Genomic DNA, 22,515 nt, shown 5'->3' with positions numbered 1-22,515 from the left:
CGGCGCGACCGACGATCAGAGGTTGATCGCGACCTGGAACGCCCGGGAGGTGAGCCCGGCACCGCCGTGCCAGATCTCGAAACCCGCCTCGACCCCGCTGAGGTACCAGTCCCGGTCGAGGTAGCCGCGGCCCACCGCGTCCCGGGTGAACGCCGCCAACTCCAGGTCCCGTACCTCGTCGACCGGCGTGGTACGCACGTACGCCACGTAGTTCCAGTGCCAGTCGGCGTAGTAGACGTCCCAGGTCGCCCCGGCCAGGGTCACTCCCCGCGCCACCAGCGTCCCGGCCGGCTCGGCCCCGCCGGCCCGATCCAGCCAGACCATCAGTTCGGCGCCGTCGGGGGAGCGGTGGGCGTTGGCGTCGGTGTGGAACCACAGGTCGTACGCGGCGTTCCAGCGGCCGGTGGCGTCCTGGGTGTCGATCGTCCAGTCGGACCGGGCGGAGCGCAACTGCCGTACCTTGATCGGCAGGCCGCTGCCGACGGTGCAGTTGCCCCAGTGGCAGCCCTGGTAGATGGTCGGGTAGGCGACGGCGGAGCCGTCCCGCTTGTCGTGCTCGGTGTGGGTCACCTCGAACTGGCCGGCCGCGTCGACGGTCAGGCACTGCGGGGTGTCCGCACCCCAGATGTTGTTCATCACCACGTACCGCTTGTCGGTGATGTCGATCGTGTCGGCCCGCCCGCAGAGTTCGCTGGCGTCGGCGTCCGGTGCCAGCCAGACGACGGTCACGCCGGCGACGACGAGGGCGGCGACGACGAGTGCGGGCAGGCGGTGGCGCCGGAGGCGGAGCGGGATCATGGTGGGGGAGTCCTTCGGCGAGCAGCCCGCAGTACAGGCTGGTGCCGTGGGTCCGGCGGCCCGACGCCGCCCCACGACGGAAACGGTGGACAAGGTCCGTTCCCGGCTCCGCCGAGGATGTTACGACCGTCAATGGCTGGCGGGCAACCCCGGCGACCACGGAAAGAAACCGCCCCTCCCGGCGCACGAAGCACCGGGAGGGGCGGTCAGCGGTCCTGGTCCGGGTGAGACCGGCTCAGCGGTCCTGGTCCGGGTGGTGGTAGTTGAGCGACTTGTCCGGCAGTGGGAAAGTGACGTCCTCGCCGAACGGCGACGGCGCGGCCGGCTTGTCGAACGCCAGCTCGCTGATCGGCAGGTGGCCCTTCTCGTCCACCGCCGCCGCCTGCGGGCGGGGCACCTGGCGGTGCCAGTTGACCCCGCGCTCGGCGTCGGCCGCCGCGCTGTGGTCGCCGTCCGCCGGCAGCCCGGCGGTCGTGGCGGCCGGCTGGTCCAGGCCGGACTCGCCGAGCGCCGGTCCACTCGCCGCCGTGCCGTTCTGTCCCCGCCGGAAGATCTTGCTGCCGAGCCACACGAGGGGATCGTACCGCCGGTCGACGACGCGTTCCTTCATCGGGATGATCGCGTTGTCGGTGATCTTGATGTGCTCGGGGCAGACCTCGGTACAGCACTTGGTGATGTTGCAGTAGCCCAGCCCCTGCTGCGCCTGCGCGTACTGCTTGCGGTCGGTCCTGGTGTCCAGCGGATGCATGTCCAGCTCGGCGGCGCGGATGAACACCCGGGGACCGGAGAACGCGGTCTTGTTGTCCTCGTGGTCACGTACCACGTGGCAGGTGTTCTGGCAGAGGAAGCATTCGATGCACTTGCGGAACTCCTGCGAACGTTCCACGTCGACCTGCTGCATCCGGTACTCGCCGGGGGCAAGGTCCTCCGGCGGGCTGAACGCCGGCGTCTCCAACGACTTCTGGTAGTTGAACGAGACGTCGGTGACCAGGTCGCGGATCACCGGGAAGGTCCGCAGCGGGCTGACGCTGATCGTCTCGTTCTCCTCGAACGTCGACATCCGCGTCATGCAGCCCAGCTTCGGCATGCCGTTGATCTCCATGGAGCAGGAGCCGCACTTGCCGGCCTTGCAGTTCCACCGGCAGGCCAGATCCGGAGCCTCGGTGGCCTGCAGCCGGTGGATGACGTCGAGGACAACCTCGCCCTCGTTCACCTCCACCTGGTAGTCCTGCAGGTCGCCGCCGGTCTCGTCGCCCCGCCACACCCTGAAGTGGCGCTTGGTGCCCATCAGTTGTCCGCCTCCTCAGCGAGCGCGTCCTGCGCCAGCGCGTCGAACTCCGCCAACTCCTCGTCGGTCAGATACTTGGCCAGCTCCGCCCGGTCGAAGAGCTTGATCAGCTCCGGGCGCATCTTCGGCAGCGGCTTGGGCTCCAGCTTGACCGTGTCACCGTCCAGCGAGCAGACCAGGTTGACCGTGCGCCACGTCGGGGCCATGGTCGGGTGGTCCTCGCGGGTGTGCCCGCCGCGGGACTCGGTGCGCTCCAGCGCGGCCTTGGCGGTGCACTCCGACACCACCAGCATGTTGCGCAGGTCCAGCGCCAGGTGCCAACCCGGGTTGTAACGCCGGCCGCCGGCGGCGCTGACCTTGACCACGCGCTCGCGCAGCTCGGCCAGCCTGACCAGCGAATCCGCCAGTTCACCTTCGCGCCGGATGATGCCGACCAGGTCGCCCATCACCGCCTGCAGGTCCTGCTGCAGGGTGTACGGGTTCTCCCCGGTGTCGCGCGACAGCGGCGCCAGCGCCTGGTCCACCGCCTGCTCCACCTCGTCGGCCGAGACCTTCGGCCGCCGGTCCAGCCCGCCGACGTACGCGGCCGCGTGTTCACCGGCCCGCTTGCCGAAGACCAGCAGGTCGGACAGGGAGTTGCCGCCGAGGCGGTTGGAGCCGTGCATGCCGCCGGAGACCTCACCGGCGGCGAACAGGCCGCTGATCCGGCCGGCCGCTGCGGCGGTGTCCGGGTCGACCTCGACACCACCCATCACGTAGTGGCAGGTCGGCCCGACCTCCATCGGCTGCCTGGTGATGTCGACGTCGGCCAGCTCCTTGAACTGGTGGTACATCGACGGCAGCCGGCGACGGATCTCCTCGGCCGGGAGCCGGCTGGCGATGTCCAGCAGTACGCCGCCGGACTCCGTACCACGACCGGCCTTGACCTCGCTGTTGATCGCGCGGGCGACCTCGTCACGGGGCAGCAGCTCCGGCGGACGCCGGTTGTTGTCCGGGTCGGTGTACCAGCGGTCCGCCTCCTCCTCGGTCTCCGCGTACTGCTTGCGAAACACGTCGGGAACGTAGTCGAACATGAACCGCTTGCCGTCGGTGTTGCGCAGCACGCCGCCGTCGCCCCGGACCGACTCGGTGACCAGGATGCCCTTGACCGACGGCGGCCAGACCATGCCGGTCGGGTGGAACTGCAGGAACTCCATGTTGATCAGAGTGGCGCCGGCCCGCAGGGCCAGCGCGTGCCCGTCGCCGGTGTACTCCCAGGAGTTGGAGGTGACCTTGTACGACTTGCCGACCCCGCCGGTGGCCAGCACCACCGCCGGCGCCTCGAAGAGCACGAACTCGCCGCTCTCCCGGTAGTAGCCGAAGGCGCCGGCGACCCGGGGGCCGTCCGGCCCGTCCTCCAGCATCAGCTCGGTGATGGTGGTCTCGGCGAAGACCTTGATCCGGGCGTCGTGGACGCCGTACTCCCGCTTGTCCTCCTGCTGCAGCGAGACGATCTTCTGCTGCAGGGTACGGATCAGCTCCAGGCCGGTGCGGTCACCGACGTGGGCCAGTCGCGGGTACTCGTGACCGCCGAAGTTGCGCTGCGAGATCTTGCCGTCCTTCGTACGGTCGAACAGCGCGCCGTACGTCTCCAGCTCCCAGATCCGCTGCGGTGACTCCTTGGCGTGCAGTTCGGCCATCCGGAAGTTGTTGAGGAACTTGCCGCCGCGCATGGTGTCGCGAAAGTGCACCTGCCAGCTGTCGCGGCTGTTCACGTTGCCCATGGCCGCCGCCGCGCCGCCCTCGGCCATCACCGTGTGCGCCTTGCCGAACAGCGACTTGGAGATGATCGCGGTACGTTTGCCGGCCAGCCGGGCCTCGATCGCCGCCCGCAGCCCGGCGCCGCCGGCGCCGATGACCACGACGTCGTAGTGGTGTCGTTCGATTCGGGTAGTCATATCGTCCAAGCCCTTAGTTGAAGAACCGCAGGTCGCCGAACCAGCCGGCGGACAGCGCCATCACGTAGAAGTCGGTCAGCGCGAGCGTGCCGAGGGTGATCCAGGCCAACTGCATGTGCCGGACGTTGAGCTTGGAGATGAACGTCCAGATCCGGTAGCGCACCGGGTGCTTGGAGAAGTGCTTCAGCCGGCCACCGGCGATGTGCCGGCAGGAGTGGCAGGACAGCGTGTACGCCCACAGCATGATCACGTTGCCGAGCAGGATGACGTTGCCCAGGCCGACACCGAAGCCGTTCTCGCCGTCGAAGGCGAGGACCGCGTCCCAGGTGTTGATCAGCGAGATGATCGCGGCGGCGTAGAAGGCGTAGCGGTGCACGTTCTGGAAGACCAGCGGGAAGCGGGTCTCGCCGGTGTAGCGCTGGTGGCCGTCCGGCACCGCGCAGGCCGGCGGGCTCAGCCAGAACGCCCGGTAGTAGGCCTTGCGGTAGTAGTAGCAGGTCAGCCGGAACAGCAGCAGGAACGGCAGGGTCAGCGCCGCGTCCGGGATGATCCACCAGCCGGGTAGGAACCGGCCGAAGTGCGCCGCCTCCGGTACGCAGCGCTCGGTGACGCACGGTGAGTAGAACGGGGTGAGGTAGTGGTGCTCCTGGACCCAGTAGAAGTCGTGCATGAATACCCGGACGGTGGCGTAGGTGACCCAGGCACCGAGTCCGATCACGGTGATCAGCGGGGGTAGCCACCACCGGTCGGTGCGCAACGTCTTCGCCGCGATGGCGGCGCGCGCCCGCGCCTGCCCCGGCATCGTTGCCGTAGTCGTCATCCTGTCTCCCTGACGGGGCCCGACCCGTGCAAGGGCGGACCCGGATATCTTCGGCCGGTCTGTGGCGTAGCAGGGCAGAGCCCAGATGCCGTGCGACCGCGTGCTCCGGAACCCGCACCACACGCATCGGCGGGCGCTGGTCCGGTGCACACGTTACGCCCAGTACCGGCGGCCGTATGCGCAAGGGAGTCTTGCCGGTATCGCGTCGGTTACGAAAGCCCGGCCCGCCGCTAGGGCGGTGGATGTGCAGAAGCTCACTGGATCCCGAGCGGCGTCGGTCACAGATTGACAGCGAACGCGTCGTCAGGGGTGACGGGCGGTGCGGTCGACCAGCCCGCACCGCCCATCGCGGACCCCAGAGTTAGTGAGGTATGGCTAACCTAAGCAATCCGCCTAGCGTCGTCAATCTCGCAGGTTTCGCCGGGGTCAGCCGGCGGCGCCGCCGGTGATCTGCCAGTCCGCCAGGTGCAGGGCCGGCGCGTGCCAGGAGGTGTCGTCCCAACTGTCCGGCAGCCGGCTCAACTCCGAGCCCAGGCCCAGCACCGCACCGGGCGCGAGCGCCTGCGGATACGACTGGGTGAACCGCAGACTGCGGACCGCCGCCACGATCTCACCGGACTCGACGAGCCACGCACCGTTACGGGTCAGGCCGGTCACCACCAGGCTGCGTGGATCGAGAATCCGGGTGTACCACAGATCGGTGACCAGCAGACCGCGCTGCGCACCGCCGAGCAGCGCCGCACTGCCCCCAGCCGCCGGCCCGTCGCCGCTGGCCGACTGCCAGCCATCGGCCGGGAGCAGCCGCAGATGCTGACCCACCGGCCCCCACGGGACGTTGCCCGGTGCCGCGTGTCCGGTCGAAGCGGTGCCGGCCGCCGCCGCGGTCCGTCGGTCGTGAGTGAGCGCCGTTGATCGGCCGCCGTCCACCAGCACCGTACGGCCGGTCGGGGTGCCCTCGGCGTCGAACGGCAGCCCGCCACCGGTGGCCGGGTCGTCGACCAGCGAGATGGCCGGGTCGAACTGGGCCTCACCGAGCCGGACGAACGACCGCCGCTCATGGTGCGCCTTGCCGGCGAAGCCGTGCCGGGCCAGCATCTGCAACAGATCCAGCACCGCGGTCGGTTCGAGCACCACCGGGTAGCGCCCCGGCGGCAGATCGACCGGGTGCCGGCCGGCCCGAGCCTTCACCGCGGCTCGGGCACCCAGCGCCGCGCCGTCGATCTCGGTCAGCCGGTCGGCCGCCTGCCGGGCCACCCCGTCGGCGCCGTCGGTCCGGGCGATCCCGTCCATCGCGGCCTCCGCCGCCCGGCCACCGGCGGTCTGCCCGGCGCTGTTGGCGAACCCCGTCGACCGGTGCACGGTCCGGCAGAACCCGGCGCATTCCAGACCGCCGGCTGCCGCGACGAAGTCCCGCACCCGGGCCGCCCGCTCCGCAGGACCGGCCTGCGCGGTCGCCTCGTCCCACGAACCGGCCGCGAGCAGCGGCGCCGGTCCGGCGAGCCCCGGCCAGGACGGATCCGGCGGGCAGAGCCGGGCCGCCGCCAAGGTGCGCTCGACCAGGTCGGCCAACCCGTCCGGGCCGGTCAGCGTGGTCGAACCGATCGCGGTCCGGCCGTCGACGTGCAGCCGCAGCCACACTGTGGTGACTGCCTCGGCGACGTTCTGGTGGATGAACGAGTTGGCGAACCGGGTCAGCGCCAGCGCCCGGTGGCTGACGTACGCCTCGGCCTGAGCGCCCGGCCCGGCGGCCCGGCGGACCGCTGCCACCACCCGGAGGGCCAGATCGGTCTCGGCGGGCGACGTCGCCGCGCCCGTCAGCCCCGCGTCCAGACTCACCCGCGTACCCCCACCCGGACGTTGGTGAACCGGGCCGGCGCCGCCGGATGCCCGGTGTGCCCGACCTGACCGGGCTGGCCCTTGCCGCAGTTCGGCGTCCCCCAGGCGACGCTCTCCGACGACAACATGTCCATCGACCGCCAGAACACCGGGCCGATTCCGGTGTACGTCGGGTTGCGCAGCATCCGCCCCAACTTGCCGTTGCGGATCTCCCAGCCGATCTCACAGCCGAACTGGAAGTTGAGCCGCTTGTCGTCGATCGACCAGGACCGGTTGATGTCCATCAGCACCCCGTGGTCGGTCGCCGCGATCATCTCGTCCAACGTGTGCGGCCCCGGCTCCAGCCCGACGTTGGTCATCCGGACCATCGGCAGCCGCGACCAGCCGTCCGCCCGTACGCTGCCGCCGTGGTCCAGGCCGGCGACGGCGGCCGAGTCCCGCCCGGCCAGTACGCCGACCCACCGGCCCTGCCGGACCGCGTCCCGCTTGACCGCCGGGCTGCCCTCGTCGTCGAACCCGAAACTGCCCAACGCGCCCGGGATGGTCGGGTCGATCGTCACGTTCATCAGCTCGGATCCGTACCGCAGGCTGCCGAGTTGGGCCAGGTCCAGCCAGGACGTGCCGGCGAAGGCGGCCTCCCAGCCGAGGATCCGGTCCAGTTCGATGGCGTGCCCGACCGACTCGTGGATCTGCAACGCCATCTGCTCCCCACCGAGGATCAGTGTGGTCTCCCCGGCCGGGCAGGCCGGCGCGGTGAGCAGCGCCCGTGCCTCCTCGGCGATCCGCGCGGCGTGCGCCGGCAGGTCCAGGTCGTTGACCAGCTCCCAGCCGCTGGTGCCGTACTGGCCGCGGTGGCTCGGATAGGAACGGCGCTGGGTCTCCCCGTCACCGATCACCGTCGCGGACAGCCCCGCACCGCACTCGCGGATCCGCTGGTCGATCCGGTGCCCCTCGCTGGAGACGAACCACTTTTCGGTGTCCCAGATCTGGTACAGCCCTTCGGCCAGGTCGGCGCCGTGGTCGAGCATCGTGCGGGTCGCCGACACCAGCAGATCGCCCTTGTCCGGCAGCGGCACCGACAACGGGTCGACCCGGCACGGGCTGGCCCAGCTCGCGGTGCCGGCCCCGGCCGGCACCAGGTCGATCGGCGGCCCTGGCACCTGGGCGCTGGCCGCGGCGATCTTCGCCGCCCGACCACCGGCGGCCCGCGCCGCCGCCGGCGACGGATCCGGTACGGCGTAGAAGCCCCAACTGGAACCGACCAGTGCGCGGACGCCGAGACCGGCGTCGCTGTGCTGAACCAGCGCCTCGATCTCACCGTTGCGTGCGGTCATTGACTCATAACGGCGGTGCATCACCCGCGCGTCGGCGTACCGGGCGCCGGCGTCGAGTGCCGCCTGCACGGCGGCCGTCGCCACCTCGAACTGGGTCACCCTGTGACCTTATGCGACATCGGCTCGGCCGGGCGATCCCGACGCCCGCCGGCGGCCGCTCAGCCGAGCGGTCCCAACGCTTGCCGGACGAAGGCGAGTTCGGCGCGCAGCACGGTGGCCGCGTCCGGGTCGGTGCCGGCGGCCAACGGCAGCACCGCGTGCGGTCGGCCGGCGGCCAGCAACGCGGCGGACAACCGTAGGGTGTGCGCCACCGGCACGGCGCCGTCGGCCAGCCCGTGCACCAGCAGCAGCGGGCGGAGCTCGTCGCTGCCGGTCACCGGTTCGGCGGCGATCTCCACCAGGCTGTGGTGCGGATAGATCTCGCCGCCCTCCTCGGGCAGGCCGAGGAACCGTTCGGCGTACCCGCTGCGCAGCAACGCCCAGTCGGTGACCGGGTCGCGCGCCACGGCGGCCCGGAACACGTCCGGACGGCGCAGCGCGGCCAGCCCGGCCAGCCAGCCGCCGAACCCGGTGCCCCGCACCGCCACCCGGCCCAGGTCGAGGTCGGGATGTTTCTCCGCGATCGCGGTCAGCGCGTCTACCTGGTCGGCGAGCAGCACGTCGGCCAGCCGCCGGTGCACCACCTTCTCGAAACTCGGCGCGATGCCCGGCGTACCCCGGTTGTCGACGGTGACCACGGCGAAGCCGGCGTCGGCCCACCATTGCCGGGCCAGCCAGCCTGCCCGCTCGGCTCGGACCTGCTGGTGGCCAGGTCCGCCGTGCACCTGCAGCAGCACCGGCAGCCGCCGGCCGGCGACATGCGACTGCGGGTACAGCACACCGGACGGCAGCCGGCGGTCGGTTACCCGTTGCAGCGTGGGCCGGGGAGTCACCGCCGGGGTGGCCGCCAGGCTCCGCAGCACGCCGAGTTCGGCGTCGTCCCGGTAGATCGTCCAACGCACCCCGGGCTGGTCCAGGGTGGCCGAACCGACGGCCAGTACGGCACCGCCGACCGCGGCGACATGCCAGCCGGGACTGCTGGTGAGCCGGACCGCGTCCAGGCCACCCGAGGAGGCCGCGGTGCGGACCCGGTAGAGGTGCTGTTCGCTGGGTTCCCCGTCACTCGCCTCGATCAGCAGGTCCGGGCTGGTGTGCCGGCCGGGCAGCCGGCCGACCACCCGGCGTACGTACAGCGCCGCCGGGGTGAGCAGGGTGCCGTCGGCGAACAGGCAGCGGGCGTCGTACCCGTCGTGGGCGAGTTCCCCGCCGACCAGCACCCGGCCGTCGGACAGGTGGCAGGGAGTGCCGGGGATCGGCTCCACCCACCGGGGGTCGGCCAGCTCGGCGTGTACCTGGGTCTCGCCGGTGCGTGGGTCGATGGACAGCACCAGACCGTGCTGCTGCAACCGGCGCAGCACGGTGATCAGTGGGCCGCCGTCGGACCAGTCGACCGACACCAGGTACGGGTAGGTTTCCCGGTCCCAGTGCACGTCGACCCAGCCGCCGTCGAGGTCGAGCAGGTGCAGGGTCACCTCGGCGTTCGGACCACCGCACATCGGGTACGGCCGGCTGCGGGCCCGCCGCTGGGGCCGCGCCGGATCGGCGTACTGCCAGCGGGGCAGCCGGGACCGGTCGGACCGGGCGGCGAGGATGCTCTGGCCGTCGGGTGACCACCAGTAGCCGCGGTCCCGGCCGAAGTCGGCCGCAGCCGGGTCGGGCAGCGCCCAGGTGATGTCGCCGTCCTCGCCGGCGAGCAGCACGTCACGGCCGTCCGGGTGGACGATCCGGAGCTTGCCGGCACCGTCGCGGTCCGGGCCGCCGCCCGGCCCGTTGCCGCTGAGTCCGTCATGGGTCGATCCGTCGCGGCCGGATCCGCCGGTCGCGCCGGCCGGCCCGACCGGGTCCGCGTCGCTGTCCGACACGTACGCGATCCGGCTGCCGGTCGGATCCGGCCGGGCATCGGTGACCGAGCCGACCACCGGTACCTCGATCACGTCGCCGGTCACCAGGTCGGCCCGGAACAGTCGGCCGGCCAGGACGAAGACGGCGACCCGGGCGGCCGGGTCGGTGGCGTACCGGGTGATCCCGACGCCGGCGGTGTTCCCGGTGCCGGCGGCGTGTTCGGTGCCGAGCAGGATTGTCGGGTCGGCGATCCGGCGGTGCTCGCCGCTGTCGACCTCGAACGACCAGAGACCGGCGGCCGGGTCGTGCGGGCCGGTGGAGCGCAGGAACACCACGCGGGCGCCGTCGGCGCCCACGGTCACCACGTGCGGGGCGCCCCGGACGGGTCCACGGGTACGGGCGGCAGGCTCCGGAGATTCCACTCTCGGATCGTAGAACCGGCTGATCAGCGATGAGACCGGTAATCCACTCCGGTGCCCATCCGGCGTAAAGTTGCCGGAGTGACCGACCCCGCCGCCGCGCGACGGCTTCTCCTGGTTCATGCCCATCCGGACGACGAGACGATCGGCACCGGTGCCCTGATGGCCCGGTACGCCGCCGCCGGGGTGCAGGTCACCCTGGTCACCTGCACTCTCGGCGAGGAAGGCGAGATCCACCTGCCGCGCCTCGCCGGACTGGCCCCTGATCAGGCCGACCAGCTCGGCGGGTACCGGATCGCCGAGCTCGACGCCGCCTGTGCGGCGCTCGGAGTGACCGACCACCGGTTCCTCGGCGGTGCCGGCCGGTACCGGGACTCCGGGATGATGGGCCTGCCGACCAACGACCACCGGCGGGCGTTCTGGCAGGCCGATCTGGACGAGGCCGCCGGGTTGCTGCTCGAGGTGCTGCGGGAGACTCGGCCGCAGGTGGTGGTCACCTACGACGACAACGGCTTCTACGGTCACCCCGACCACATTCAGGCCCACCGGGTGACGATGCGCGCCGCCGAGCTGGCCGCCGCCGAGGGTGTCGCCCCTGACAAGATCTACTTCACCGCGATGCCGAAGAGCGTGCTCGCCGCCGGCATCGACGCGTTCCGGGGCGCGTCGAACAACCCGTTCGCCGGCGTCGAACACGTCGACGAACTGCCGTTCGGCACCCCCGATCCGCAGATCACGGCGCGGATCGACGGCACCGCCCACTACCAGGCGAAGCAGGCCGCCATGCGGGCGCACGCCAGCCAGATCCCGGACGACTCGTGGCTGTACGCGCTCGCCGGCAACGTGGGCGGCGAGTTCATGGGCTACGAGTACTTCGTCCTCGGCGCCGGCCGGCAGGGTCCGGGCGACGGCCCGTGCGGCTGGGAGACCGACCTGTTCGCCGGGCTGCCGGCCGCCGAGGTGCCGCTGCCGTGACCTCGCCCGGTGTCTCCGGCCAGGTGTCGGCGGTAGAGCCGACGCCGCCGGTGGCGTCGGCTCCGGCCCCTACCGGCCTGCGTGAGCTGGTGGATGTGGGGCTGCGGACGGTCGGCGGGGTGGTCGCGGTGGTCGCGGCGCTGCTGTCCGCGGTTCTGGAGCTGCTGCTGGCCACGGTACGGGTCGGCGGGCACCTGGTCGGAGTGTCGGTGCTGCTGGCGATCGCCGGCAACGTGCTGGTGAGCTGGTTCGCGATCCGCGCGGTGGGTGCCCGGTGGGCGATGACGTTGCCGGCGGCGGCCTGGTTCGCGGTGATGGTGCTGGCCGCTGGCGGCACCACCGAGGGAGACATTCTGCTGGCCGGCGACAACTGGGTGGGCTTCGCGGTGATCTTCACCGGGGCGATCGCCTTCGCCGTACTCGCGTTCCGGATGATCCTGGCCCAGCCGGCCCGCCGCAGCGACGGAGGCTGACGCGACCGGGTGTCGGCTCCTACAATCCTCGGTACGAAAATTGTGGTCCGGAGGACACACCCGCGCGGTCCGGCGTGCCGTGGACGCGGTGCGGGTCTGGGTGCGGGAGGTAAAGATGAGGCAGCGCTGGCTGCCGGTCGGCGTACTCGCCGGGGTGCTGTTCGCGGTCAATGTGGTGGCCCGGCTGGTGGTCCGCTTCGGGTTCGACACCGACGCGCAGACGCAGGACCGGCTCTCGTTCGTGATGTTCGTGGTGATCGGCGTCGTGCTCGGCACGGTGGCCTTCGTCTGGGGGCGGGACCGGCCGGTCGAGCGGTGGAGCGGTGACGTCGCGGCAGCGATTCTGGCGGCGCTGGTGCTGACCGTCTTCGTCGGGCCGTTCGTCAGCGGCGACCATCCGTTCTCGGCCGGGGCGGGCGCGTTCTTCTCCCAGGTGTGGCTGTACGGCGGCTTCTCCATCGGTGGGGTGCTGCTCGGTTATCTGGTGCTGATCACACTGGGCTGGGACCACCGGTCCAAGTCGCTGGAACGGTACGCCGAGACCAAGCTCAACAAGCCCCGTCGGGTGGTCCGTCGCTGACCGCCGGCTGCCACGGCAGATACACGTGGTGGGTGGTGAAGCCGAGCCGGGCGTACAGGGCGGTCGCCGGGTTGTGCTGTTCGACCTGGAGAAACGCGGCCGGCACGGCCAGTTCGTCGACGGCCCACCGGCCGACGGCCCGCAGCACCCGGGTGGCGTGCCCGCGCCGCCGGGCCGCCGGCTGCACCTCCAGCAGCGCGATCTGACACCACCGATGGTCGGCGTCGACAGCGCCCCGGGCGATGGCGACGAGCCGGCCGTCGACGTACAGGTGGGCGAAGCGCACCTGCGGTGCGTCGGTGAGCAGCCGGTGGGCGGCGGCCGGCAGCGGGTCACCGGCCGATTTGCGGGCCGAGACCAGGGCGAGCCACTCCGGCGACGGCGCGCGGTCCAGCCGTACCGTCGCCGCGTCGCCGGGTGGATCGTCGGCACCGTCGGCCAGCAGGTCGGCCAGCAGCACGGTCTGCACCAGCACCAGCGGTCCGCTGCGCCAACCCCGACCGGCGAGTTCGCTGGCGACCTCGGCGGCGGCCGGCAACGGCACGTTGACCTGTGCCGGCAGGCCACGCTCGGCGTACCAGGCGGTGACCGCGTCCACCGCCGCCGGCAGGGGGCTGCCGGGGTCGCCGAGCGGCAGCGCGGAGTTCGCCCGGCCGGTCCAGCCGTCGGCGGCGCGCAGCAGCCAGTCGCCGAGCCGCTGCTGTACCGGCGCCGCCCAGGTCTGGTTCGCGGCCCGTTCCAGCTCGGCGACGGCAGCGGATTCGCGGTCCGCCGCCCGACGGGCCGCCGGACTGGCGGTCGGCGGCACCAGCTTGCTGCGGTGCACGTCGGCGAGTGCGACCCGGCGCGGCCCGTTGCGGGTCAGCACCGTGAGTTCGGTCTCGGTCAGCTCGGCCAGCAGGCCGAGTAGGTCGGTATAGAGCGGACGATCTCCGCCAACACCTATAATTTTCCGGACTACCACGCGGTGTCCCACATCTTGTGGCCGGAGCACGATCGACCCCCTCCCCGGCGAGATACTAGGCTCGTCAGTGCCGCGGGCGATCGCGGCATGTCGTGCGGGAAGGAAGGCCAGTGACCTACATCATCGCCGAGCCGTGCGTCGATGTGCTCGATAAGGCGTGCATCGAGGAATGCCCGGTCGACTGCATCTACGAGGGCAACCGGATGCTGTACATCCACCCCGATGAGTGCGTCGATTGTGGTGCCTGTGAGCCGGTCTGCCCGGTGGAGGCGATCTTCTACGAGGACGACGTGCCGGAGCAGTGGAAGGAGTACACCACCGCGAACTACGAGTTCTTCGAAGATCTCGGCTCGCCGGGCGGTGCTTCCAAGGTCGGCAAGATCGAGAAGGACACCCCGTTCGTCGCGGCCCAGCCGGCGCGCGGGGACGAGCACTGACCGGGGCGCGGGCGGGCTTGGCCACTGGGCGGTCCGCGCCGACCGGCGGCGGGTCACCGGCCGCCGGTCTGCCGGATTTTCCGTGGGATCGGCTGGTGCCGGTCAAGGAGCGTGCCGCCCGGCACCCCGACGGCATCGTGGACCTTTCGGTCGGTACACCGGTTGATCCGGTGCCGGCCGTGGTCCAGCAGGCGCTGGCCGCCACCACGGACACCCCGGGTTATCCGATGACGGCCGGTACCCCGCGACTGCGCGAGGCCATCCGGGACTGGTTCGTACGCGAGTGCGGCGCCGTCGGCGACCGGATCGGCGTGCTCCCGACGGTCGGTTCGAAGGAACTGGTCGCCTGGCTGCCCACCCTGCTCGGGGTCGGCCCCGGTGACGTGGTGGTGGTGCCGTCCGTCTGCTACCCGACCTACGAGGTGGGCGCCCGGCTCGCCGGGGCCGAGGTGGTACGGACCGACTCGCTGACCGCACTCGGACCATCCAGTCGGGCCCGGCTGGTCTGGGTCAACTCGCCGGGCAACCCGACCGGCCAGGTGCTGCCGAGCGGGCATCTGCGCAAGGTCGTCGACTGGGCGCGTGAACGCGGGGCGGTGGTGGCCAGCGACGAGTGCTACCAGGCCCTCGGCTTCGAGGCGCAGCCGGTCTCGGTGCTCAGCGACGACGTCTGCGGCGGTGATCCGACCGGCCTGCTCGCCGTGCACTCGTTGTCCAAACGGAGCAACCTGGCCGGCTACCGGGCCGGGTTCGTCGCCGGTGATCCGCGGCTCGTCGGTGACCTGCTCGCGGTGCGCAAACACGCCGGCATGATCGTGCCGGCTCCGGTACAGGCGGCGATGGTTGCCGCGCTCCTCGACGACCAGCATGTCGCCGACCAGCGTCGGCGGTACGCGGCCCGCCGGGACCGGCTCCGGGCGGCACTCACCACGGCCGGGTTCACCATCTCCCACTCGACCGCCGGTCTCTACCTGTGGGCCAGCCGGGACGAGGACAGCTGGTCGACCGCCGACTGGTTCGCCACCCGCGGCATCCTGGTCGCGCCGGGTGCCTTCTACGGCCCGGGTGGGCAGCGCCATGTACGGGTGGCATTGACCGCCACCGACGAGCGGGTGGCGGCGGCGGTCGCCCGGCTCGACTAGGCTGGCCGGATGGATGCTCCGGTGGTGGCGGTGCGCGGAGAGGTGACCCGGGAGGTCCCCCCCGAGTTGGCCCGGTTCGGGGTGACCGCCGTCGCCCGGGGCAAGGACCGCTCCGGCACCCTGGCCCGGCTCGCCGAGCGGGGCGACACGGTCCGCACCCTGATCGACGGGTACGGGCCGGCGATCGAGCGCCGGGAGTCCGGCGCGCTGCTGGTGCGGCCCGAGTGGCGACGCTCCGGGGAACGGGTGATCGCCTACCACGCCAGCGTCACCACCACCGTCACGGTCGTTGACTTCACTGTGCTCGGTGAGCTGATGATGCGGCTGGCCGGCCAGGACCAGGTCCAGGTCAGCGGGCCGTGGTGGTCGCTGCGGCCGACCAGTCCCGAGCTGGGCCAGGCCCGCCGGGCGGCGATCGCCGAGGCGATCACCCGGGCGCGCGACTACGCCGACGCGCTCGGCGCGGAGGTGACCGGCCTGGTGGAACTGGCCGACCACGGGATGTCCGCGCCGCAGCCGGTGATGTTGCGTGGCGCCCCCCGAGCGTTCGCCGCGACCGAGATGGCGGATCCCGCGCCACAGCTCGACCTCGACCCGCAGGTGCAGACGGTGCAGGCGGTCGTGGAGGCCCGATTCACCATCTCTGCTCCGGCGGTACTGCGTCCATCGTGACAGGTGAACTGCCCCATCCGGATCGACGTCTCATCGTTGCCGACCATTGCCCGGCAGAAGTATGGCCAACGCGTTGTCGGACTGGTAAACCGAGCGGTGGATGTTTTGCCCGGCGGTGAATGGATCGTCCGGGCGTCGACGGGTCAGTTGTAGGCGTTGCCACGTGTCGACGTCCGGCCTGAGGGGAGGCCCGTGTCGGTCCGGAAGCTCACCAGTGGATACGCCACGGTGATGATCCTGCTGTCCGCCGGGATCCTTCTTGCCCCCGGTTGGCATCCGGTGCTGTGGCCGGCGCTCGGGCTCACGAGCGCTGGTGGAATCGTCTTCGGTATCCGCCGCTACCGGCCGAAACGGGCCGCGGCGTGGTGGAGTCTCGCTGCCGCGTTGGTGATGCTCGCTGCCGGCGACACCACGTACGCGATTTCTCCCGGCACAATCGTCAGTGAACTGTGCTATCTGACGGTATTCGTCCTCACCGCCGTCGGTCTGTTCATGTTGACCCAGGGCAGCCGGATGCTCGGCGACCGGTCACGTCTGCTCGACGTCCTCACGTTTGTCTGCACCGCCGTACTGCTCGCCTGGATCTTCATCATCGGTCCGTACATCACCGCTCCCGGGCTGGAGCCGGTCGAACGGTCGATGCTCGCCGCGTACGCCCTCGGGGACCTGTTGATTCTGGCCGTGATGATTCGTCTCCTGGCCACGAATTCCCGGACCCCGGCCCTGGTGCTGCTGCTCGTCGGCGCTGCCGGCATGCTCGTCGGTGACATCCTCTACGGACTGACGACGCTCGGCGAGCAGTGGCAGCCGGGCGGGCCGATCGAACTCGGCTGGCTGCTGACGTACCTCACCTGGGGAGCGGCCGGGCTGCATCCGTCGATGGCGCAGCTGTCCGAGCCGGTCGAGATCGAGCAGGGCAGGATCAGCCGGCCGTGGGCGGTGCTGTTGATCCTGGCCACCATGATCTCCCCGTCGATCCTGCTGGTCGAGGCGATGACCGGGCGGATCCGTGACGGGGCGATGCTGGCAATCACCTCGGCGGTGGTCTTCGCGCTGGTGCTCAGCAGGTTCGGCGACGTGCTCGCCGCGCACCGTCAGACGGTCCGCCGGGAGCAGGGGCTGCGGGACGCGTGCGCCGCCTTGGTCTCGGCGGCCGACGCCGCGCAGGTGGATCACGCGGTACGGTCCGGGCTGGCCCGGATCGTACCGGAGGGTGTCGATCACCGTCTGGTGCTGGTACTCAACCGCACCGGAGGTGTGCCGGCGCTGGCCAGCAGCGTCTGGGGACCGTCGGTGCCGGCGACGGCGACCGGCACGTTGCTGCCGTCGACCGCAGCGGTACGGCGTACCCGGCTGCTGCGTCGGCCGGCTCTGACGCCGATGCTGGCCCACCAGCTCGGGTCCTTTCCGTTCGCGCTGCTCTGCCCGTTGGTGCTGCCGGAGCAGCGGCCGCCCGGTCCGGTGCCGGCACGGCCGCGGCCCGACGCGCTCGGCCCGCGGGCCGGGGTGCTGCTGGTCTCGGCCGAGACCAGCGTCCTCAACGCGTTGCGCGACGCCATCGAGGTGCTGGCCAGTCACGCCACGATGGCATTGGAACGGATCCGGCTGGGTGACGAGATCAACCGGCGGGACGCGGAGGTGTACTTCCGCGCCCTGGTGCAGAACAGCGTGGACATCATCCTGATCGTCGACGACGGCGACGCGGTCCGGTACGCCAGCCCGGCGGTGCAGACGGTGCTCGGTCGGCCGGCACCGGACGGCGGGCAGCTGACCGACCTGGTCGATCCGCCGGACCACGGGCGGGTGCTCGAAGGGCTGGCCCTGGTCCGCTCCTCCGGCGAGCCGCACGACTGGCCGGACTGGCGGCTGCGGCACGCCGACGGGAGCACCGTGCAGGTCGAGGTGAGCTGCCGTGACCTGCGGTCGGACCGGGCGGTACGCGGTCTTGTGCTCACCCTGCGGGATGTCACCGAGCGACGTCGGCTGGAGCAGGAGTTGACGCACCGGGCGTTCCACGACTCGTTGACCGGGCTGGCGAACCGGGTGCTGTTCCACGACCGGGTGCAGCAGGCGGTGGCCCGCGCCCAGCGCAGCGGACTCGCGGTCGGCGTCCTGTTCATCGATCTTGACGATTTCAAGGTCGTCAACGACACGATGGGCCATCAGGCCGGCGACGAGCTGCTGGTCGCCGTGGCGAACCGGTTGGCGGCCACGCTGGGGTCGGCCGATGCGGCCGCCCGGCTCGGCGGCGACGAGTTCGCCGCGCTGGTCGATGACGCGACTGACCCGGCCGAGGTGGAGCAGGCGGCGCAGCGGGTGGTCGCCGCCTTCGCCGAGCCGTTCCGGCTCGCCGGGCGGATGGTCGGTGGCGCGGTCAGCGTCGGGGTCGCGACCACCTCGGACGCCGGGGGCACCGACGAGTTGCTGCGGCACGCGGATCTTGCCCTCTACGTCGCCAAGGGTGCGGGCAAGGGCCGCTGGCGGCGGTACCAGCCGGCATTGCACGTGAGCCTGATCCGGCGGATGGAGCTGCGCACCGCGTTGGAGCGGTCGGCGCCGGAGTCCGACTTCGCCGTCGTGTACCAGCCGATCATCGAGCTGGCCAGCGGCAACGCCGTCGGGCTGGAGGCGTTGCTGCGGTGGCGGCACCCGAGCCTGGGACTGCTGCGGCCGGACCAGTTCATCGACGTGGCCGAGGAGACCGGGCTGATCGAGCCGATCGGCGACTGGGTGCTGGGCCGGGCGCTCGCCGCTGTCAGCCAGTGGCGGGCCGCTCTGCCGGTGGGTGAGGCCCCGTACGTCAGCATCAACGTCTCCGCGCGGCAGTTCCGGGTCGCCGGCTTCACCGGCAAGGTCCGTCGCGAGTTGATCGCCGCCGGGTTGCCGGCGAACTCGGTGATGCTGGAGTTGACCGAGAGTCTGCTGCTGCAGAACGACGACCAGGTCTGGTCGGACCTGGCGCAGCTGCGTGAGCTCGGTGTCCGGTTGGCCATCGACGACTTCGGTACGGGGTTCTCCTCGCTCAGCTACCTGCGTCAGCTGCCCATCGACGTGCTCAAGATCGACCGTTCGTTCACCGCGGAGATGGCCTTCTCGCAACGGCAGCGCTCGTTGGTGGACGGGATCATCCGGTTGGCGCACTCGCTCGGTCTGCAGGTGGTGGCGGAGGGCATCGAGACGGTAGCCGACCGGAACCTCCTCGGAGACCTGGGGTGCGGCTACGGGCAGGGTTATCTGTTCTCCCGTCCGCTCGCCGAGGCGGACGCGGTGGCCTGGCTGGCCGGTGGGCGGCCGGTCGGGTTGCCGCAGCCCTAGATGATCTATAAGTAGTCGAACGGCAACCTTGAGTGCAAATCCTGTCCATATTGCCCCGAGTTTCGGGTCGAGTGAGTGCATACCGGGTATGTAATCCTGAGGCTTCGGAATCACGACCCTGACGCCCGCTGCGGCGTCTACCGGGGAGGTTCACGATGTCCAATCCATCCAGGAGACTCCACGCCGCCACGCTCATCGCCGTACTGACCGCGACGCTGATCGGTGTCGGACGGCCCGGACCGGCCGCCGCCCAACCGGCACCGAACCCCGACGACCCGGTCAGTCGGGTCCGTGCCGACCCGGCGACCGCGGTCACCCTGATCACCGGTGACCGGGTCGTCGTCACCCGCGCCGGCACCGCCGTCCAACCCGCCCCGGACCGCAACCACCTGCGGTTCCACACCTACCAGAGCTCCGACGGCCGGTATGTCGTACCGGCCGACGCGCAGCCGCTGATCCGCACCGGCGTGCTGGACCGGCGACTGTTCAACGTCACCGATTTGATCTCGTCCGGCTACCACGACGCCGCCACCGCTCGGCTACCGCTGCTCGTCGAGTACGCCGCCCCGGCCGACGCCGCCCGCCGGGCCGCCGGCGGCCTTGCCGGCGCGCGGATCACACGGGACCTGCCGGCGATCGGCGGTGCCGCGCTGACCGCCGACAAGCACGCGGCAACCGACTTCTGGGCGGCGGTCACCGGCACCGACCCGGCCCCGCCCGGCGAGGCCACCGGCCGCGCCGGGGCCCTGGCCACCGCCTCCGGCCTGGCCCGGGTCTGGCTGGACGGCCGACGGCGACTGCTGCTCGACCGCAGCGTCGGGCAGATCGGTGCGCCGGCCGCCCACGACGCCGGATTCACCGGGGCCGGGGTGACCGTCGCCGTACTGGACAGCGGAGTCGACGCCGACCACCCCGACCTGACCGGCAAGGTGGCCCGGTCGGAGAACTTCACCGACGACCCGGACCCGGCCGACCGGGTCGGGCACGGCACCCACGTCGCCTCGATCATCGCCGGCAGCGGTGCCGCCTCCGGCGGGGCGAACCAGGGAGTGGCCCCCGACGCCACCCTGGTTTCCGGCAAGGTGTGCGAGTCGTCCTGGTGCACCGAGTCGGCGATCCTGGCCGGCATGCAGTGGGCCGCGACCGACCAGCGGGCCACCGTCGTCAACCTCAGCCTCGGTGGCCCGGACACCCCGCAGACCGATCCGCTGGAGAAGGCGGTCGACACGCTCACCGCGCAGACCGGCGCGCTCTTCGTGATCTCAGCCGGCAACTCCGGCGCGGACCGCACCGTCGGCTCGCCGGGCAGCGCCGACGCGGCGCTGACCGTGGGCGCGGTGGACCGCGACGACACGCTCGCCGACTTCTCCAGCCGTGGCCCGCGCACCGGTGACGACGCGGTCAAACCGGACATCACCGCCCCGGGCGTCGGGATCGTCGCGGCCCGCGCCGCCGGCACCACCCTCGCCGATCCGGTCGACGAGCACTACGTCGCCGCCTCCGGCACCTCGATGGCCGCGCCGCACGTGGCCGGAGCCGCCGCGCTGCTCGCCCAGCGCCGGCCGAACTGGACCGCCGTGCGGTTGAAGGCCGGCCTGATGGCGTCGGCCACACCGCGGTCCGGCACCGGCGCCTACCCGCAGGGTGCCGGCCGGGTGGACGTCGTTCGCGCCGTCACCCAGGAGCTGATCAGCCGACCTGCCAGCGTGTCGTTCGGCCGCGCCGACTGGCCGCACCACGACGACCCGGCGATCGTCGAGAAGGTCACCTACCGCAACACCGGCAGCAAGCCGCAGACCCTGACCCTCACCGTCGAAGCCGTCGGTCCGACCGGCCGCAGCGCACCGGCGGGAATGTTCCGGGCCGGCACCACCACGCTGACCGTACCGGCCGGCGGCACCGAAGCAGTGACGCTGACCGCGGACACCAGCGTCGGTGGCCAGAACGGCTACTACTCCGGCCATCTGATTGCCACCGGTGCCGGTCAGCGCGTCGTCACCCCGTTCGGCGTCCACCGGGAAGTGGAAAGCTACGACCTGACCTTCGTCCACGTCAACCAGGCCGGCGTGGCGACCGACGACTACTGGACCGTCGCGGTCGGCCTGGACCAGATGGCGGACGCGATGCCGTGGACCTCGGACGGCTCCGGGCGGGTCACCACCCGGCTGCCCGCCGGCCGGTACGGGCTGTCCAGCGTCATCCAACGCCAGACCGGCGAACAGAAGTACGAGCTCGCCGTTCTGGTCCGGTCGAACCTGCGGCTGGACGCTGACCGCACCGTACTGTTCGACGCCCGTACCGCCCGACCGGTCCGGATGACCGTGCCCGAGCCGACCGCCCGTCCGGCGCTGGTCGACGTCAGCCTCTACTACCGCACCCCGCAGATGGGTGCCGGGATCGGGGTGCTGGCCGACACCTTCGACGGGCTCTCCGCCGCCCACGAGGGCGGTCCGTCGGGCACGGGCGAGTTCAGCGCCAGCATCGCCAGCCAGTGGCTGCGACCGGACGGCGCGGACGGGTTCACCGCCAGCCCGTACTTCTACGGGTTGACTGAGCTCTTCGCCGACCGGCTGCCCACCGGCTTCACCCGGCACTACCGCCCCCGGGAGCTGGCCACCGTCCGGCACCGGTTCCGCGGGGTCAGCCACGGCGACCGCACCGACCGGTTGGTCTTCCCCGGCCACGGCGAGCAGGACATCGGGGGATGGGCGCTGGTGACCCCGGTCGAGCTGCCCAGCGTGCGGGTGGAGCACTACAGCGTGTCGAGCACGTCGACCTGGGAGAGTTCCCTGGAGTTCGGCCGGGCGGTGGACGGTCAGCTCTGGCCGGAGAACACCGCCGTGCTGGTCTCACCACCGAGCCGCCACCAGCCCGGCAAACGCATCCTGGACACCTGGAACCTGGCACCGTACGGGCCGGTGTTCCCGGCCGTCCCGGGCGACGGTGCCTGGGTCAGCCGGCGGGGCAACGTCGTCGACGTCCAGGTGCCGATGTTCGGCGACGCGCAGGGCCACCTCGGCGGGGTGGTGACGGAGACCGCGCGGACCGCGCTGTACCGCAGCGGAAAGCTGATCGGGGATAGCCCGGAGCCGGGCTACGGCCGGTTCCCGGTGCCACGGGCTCAGGCCGACTACCGGCTGGAGGTGTCGGCGACGCACGACGTCGGGGACTTCTCCACGTCGGTCAGCGGGGCGTGGACCTTCCCGTCCGGTCCGGTGACCCGTGACCAGGTGGCGGCGCTGCCGGTGATGGCGGTGCGGTTCACCCCGTCGGTGGACGCCGGCAACACCGCCGTCGCCGGGCGGGCGATGGAGATCCCGTTCACCGTCGCCCACCAGCCGGGTGTGGTCGGGATCGGGATCCGTCGGCCGACGGTCGAGGTGTCCTACGACGGCGGACAGACCTGGCTGCCGGCCGACGTACGGTCCGCAAAGGCCGGCTGGACCGCCACGGTCCACCATCCGGACCGGGACGGTTACGTGTCGCTGCGGGCGTCGGTCACCGACCGGGCCGGCAACACGGCACGGCAGACAATCATCCAGGCGTACCGGATCGCGCGGCGCTGACCCGCGCCGGCCGGTGCC

Annotated in this window: 16 protein-coding genes; 8 read left to right on the top strand and 8 right to left on the bottom strand. The window is 71.6% G+C overall.

Translation table 11 applies throughout. From position 1 onward, the window contains the following. Positions 1–15: 15 nt before the first annotated feature. From O7543_RS14320 to O7543_RS14290, 7 genes are all read right to left on the bottom strand, one after another. On the bottom strand, positions 16–798 hold the full coding sequence (locus O7543_RS14320) for a hypothetical protein (RefSeq protein WP_281567454.1): 783 nt from the start codon (positions 796–798) through the stop codon (positions 16–18). A 235-nt stretch (positions 799–1,033) separates the two neighbouring features. Then, a complete protein-coding gene (locus O7543_RS14315) occupies positions 1,034–2,086 on the bottom strand; it encodes a succinate dehydrogenase/fumarate reductase iron-sulfur subunit (RefSeq protein ID WP_281553366.1) in 1,053 nt (350 codons plus the stop codon). Beyond that, a complete protein-coding gene (locus tag O7543_RS14310; RefSeq protein WP_281567453.1) occupies positions 2,086–4,023 on the bottom strand; it encodes a fumarate reductase/succinate dehydrogenase flavoprotein subunit in 1,938 nt (645 codons plus the stop codon). Before O7543_RS14310 ends, O7543_RS14315 begins: the two co-directional genes overlap by 1 nt. Positions 4,024–4,036: 13 nt before the next feature. After that, a complete protein-coding gene (locus O7543_RS14305; RefSeq protein ID WP_281553368.1) occupies positions 4,037–4,843 on the bottom strand; it encodes a hypothetical protein in 807 nt (268 codons plus the stop codon). A 426-nt stretch (positions 4,844–5,269) separates the two neighbouring features. Further along, positions 5,270–6,661: a metallopeptidase TldD-related protein gene (locus O7543_RS14300; RefSeq protein WP_281567490.1), complete on the bottom strand. Its 1,392-nt coding sequence runs from the start codon at positions 6,659–6,661 to the stop codon at positions 5,270–5,272. Positions 6,662–6,675: 14 nt separating this feature from the next. Continuing rightward, on the bottom strand, positions 6,676–8,112 hold the full coding sequence (locus O7543_RS14295; protein WP_281567452.1) for a TldD/PmbA family protein: 1,437 nt from the start codon (positions 8,110–8,112) through the stop codon (positions 6,676–6,678). A 59-nt stretch (positions 8,113–8,171) separates the two neighbouring features. Next, positions 8,172–10,376, bottom strand: a complete 2,205-nt coding sequence (locus O7543_RS14290; RefSeq protein WP_281567451.1) for a prolyl oligopeptidase family serine peptidase — start codon at positions 10,374–10,376, stop codon at positions 8,172–8,174. A 78-nt stretch (positions 10,377–10,454) separates the two neighbouring features. On the opposite strand from O7543_RS14290, the gene mshB reads away from it, so the two are divergent. The 3 genes from mshB (at position 10,455) to O7543_RS14275 (ending at position 12,401) form a co-directional block, all read left to right on the top strand. Beyond that, positions 10,455–11,348 carry an N-acetyl-1-D-myo-inositol-2-amino-2-deoxy-alpha-D-glucopyranoside deacetylase gene (gene mshB, locus O7543_RS14285; protein ID WP_281553371.1) on the top strand — a complete coding sequence of 298 codons (894 nt, stop codon included), beginning with the start codon at positions 10,455–10,457 and terminating at the stop codon, positions 11,346–11,348. Continuing rightward, a complete protein-coding gene (locus O7543_RS14280; protein ID WP_281553372.1) occupies positions 11,345–11,821 on the top strand; it encodes a hypothetical protein in 477 nt (158 codons plus the stop codon). The genes mshB and O7543_RS14280 overlap by 4 nt, the downstream gene beginning before the upstream one ends. Positions 11,822–11,936: 115 nt before the next feature. Beyond that, the gene (locus O7543_RS14275; RefSeq protein ID WP_281553373.1) at positions 11,937–12,401 is read left to right on the top strand and encodes a hypothetical protein; all 465 of its coding nucleotides are present in this window, start codon (positions 11,937–11,939) and stop codon (positions 12,399–12,401) included. Here O7543_RS14275 and O7543_RS14270 read toward each other — a convergent pair. Next, positions 12,370–13,395: a GNAT family N-acetyltransferase gene (locus tag O7543_RS14270; RefSeq protein WP_281553374.1), complete on the bottom strand. Its 1,026-nt coding sequence runs from the start codon at positions 13,393–13,395 to the stop codon at positions 12,370–12,372. The two genes, O7543_RS14275 and O7543_RS14270, sit on opposite strands and share 32 nt — an antisense overlap. Before the next feature lie 80 nt (positions 13,396–13,475). Between O7543_RS14270 and fdxA the strand changes: the two genes are divergently transcribed. The 5 genes from fdxA (at position 13,476) to O7543_RS14245 (ending at position 22,497) form a co-directional block, all read left to right on the top strand. Continuing rightward, entirely contained in the window at positions 13,476–13,802 is a 327-nt protein-coding gene (fdxA, locus tag O7543_RS14265) for a ferredoxin (protein ID WP_281553375.1), read from the top strand. A gap of 68 nt (positions 13,803–13,870) precedes the next feature. Next, positions 13,871–14,944 (top strand): succinyldiaminopimelate transaminase, encoded by a 1,074-nt coding sequence (gene dapC / locus O7543_RS14260; RefSeq protein ID WP_281555443.1) that lies wholly within the window; start codon positions 13,871–13,873, stop codon positions 14,942–14,944. 9 nt (positions 14,945–14,953) lie between these two features. Beyond that, positions 14,954–15,616: an SIMPL domain-containing protein gene (locus O7543_RS14255; RefSeq protein WP_281553376.1), complete on the top strand. Its 663-nt coding sequence runs from the start codon at positions 14,954–14,956 to the stop codon at positions 15,614–15,616. Positions 15,617–15,808: 192 nt separating this feature from the next. Further along, positions 15,809–18,931, top strand: a complete 3,123-nt coding sequence (locus O7543_RS14250) for an EAL domain-containing protein (RefSeq protein ID WP_281553377.1) — start codon at positions 15,809–15,811, stop codon at positions 18,929–18,931. Between the two features lie 155 nt (positions 18,932–19,086). Then, positions 19,087–22,497, top strand: a complete 3,411-nt coding sequence (locus tag O7543_RS14245; protein WP_281553378.1) for a S8 family serine peptidase — start codon at positions 19,087–19,089, stop codon at positions 22,495–22,497. The last annotated feature ends 18 nt before the right edge of the window (positions 22,498–22,515 follow it).

The organism is Solwaraspora sp. WMMA2080, assembly GCF_027497395.1.
In the GTDB taxonomy this organism is placed as follows: domain Bacteria; phylum Actinomycetota; class Actinomycetes; order Mycobacteriales; family Micromonosporaceae; genus Micromonospora_E.
The sequence above is the reverse complement of the archived record's forward strand: the minus strand, read 5'-3'. Positions and strand labels throughout refer to the sequence as shown.

Excerpts from the sequence above, each read along its gene's own strand:
- O7543_RS14320 (WP_281567454.1), bottom strand. The coding sequence starts at position 798 with ATGATCCCGCTCCGCCTCCGGCGCCACCGCCTGCCCGCACTCGTCGTC.
- O7543_RS14315 (WP_281553366.1), bottom strand. The coding sequence starts at position 2,086 with ATGGGCACCAAGCGCCACTTCAGGGTGTGGCGGGGCGACGAGACCGGC.
- O7543_RS14310 (WP_281567453.1), bottom strand. The coding sequence starts at position 4,023 with ATGACTACCCGAATCGAACGACACCACTACGACGTCGTGGTCATCGGC.
- O7543_RS14305 (WP_281553368.1), bottom strand. The coding sequence starts at position 4,843 with ATGACGACTACGGCAACGATGCCGGGGCAGGCGCGGGCGCGCGCCGCC.
- O7543_RS14275 (WP_281553373.1), top strand. The coding sequence starts at position 11,937 with ATGAGGCAGCGCTGGCTGCCGGTCGGCGTACTCGCCGGGGTGCTGTTC.
- O7543_RS14255 (WP_281553376.1), top strand. The coding sequence starts at position 14,954 with ATGGATGCTCCGGTGGTGGCGGTGCGCGGAGAGGTGACCCGGGAGGTC.
- O7543_RS14245 (WP_281553378.1), top strand. The coding sequence starts at position 19,087 with ATGTCCAATCCATCCAGGAGACTCCACGCCGCCACGCTCATCGCCGTA.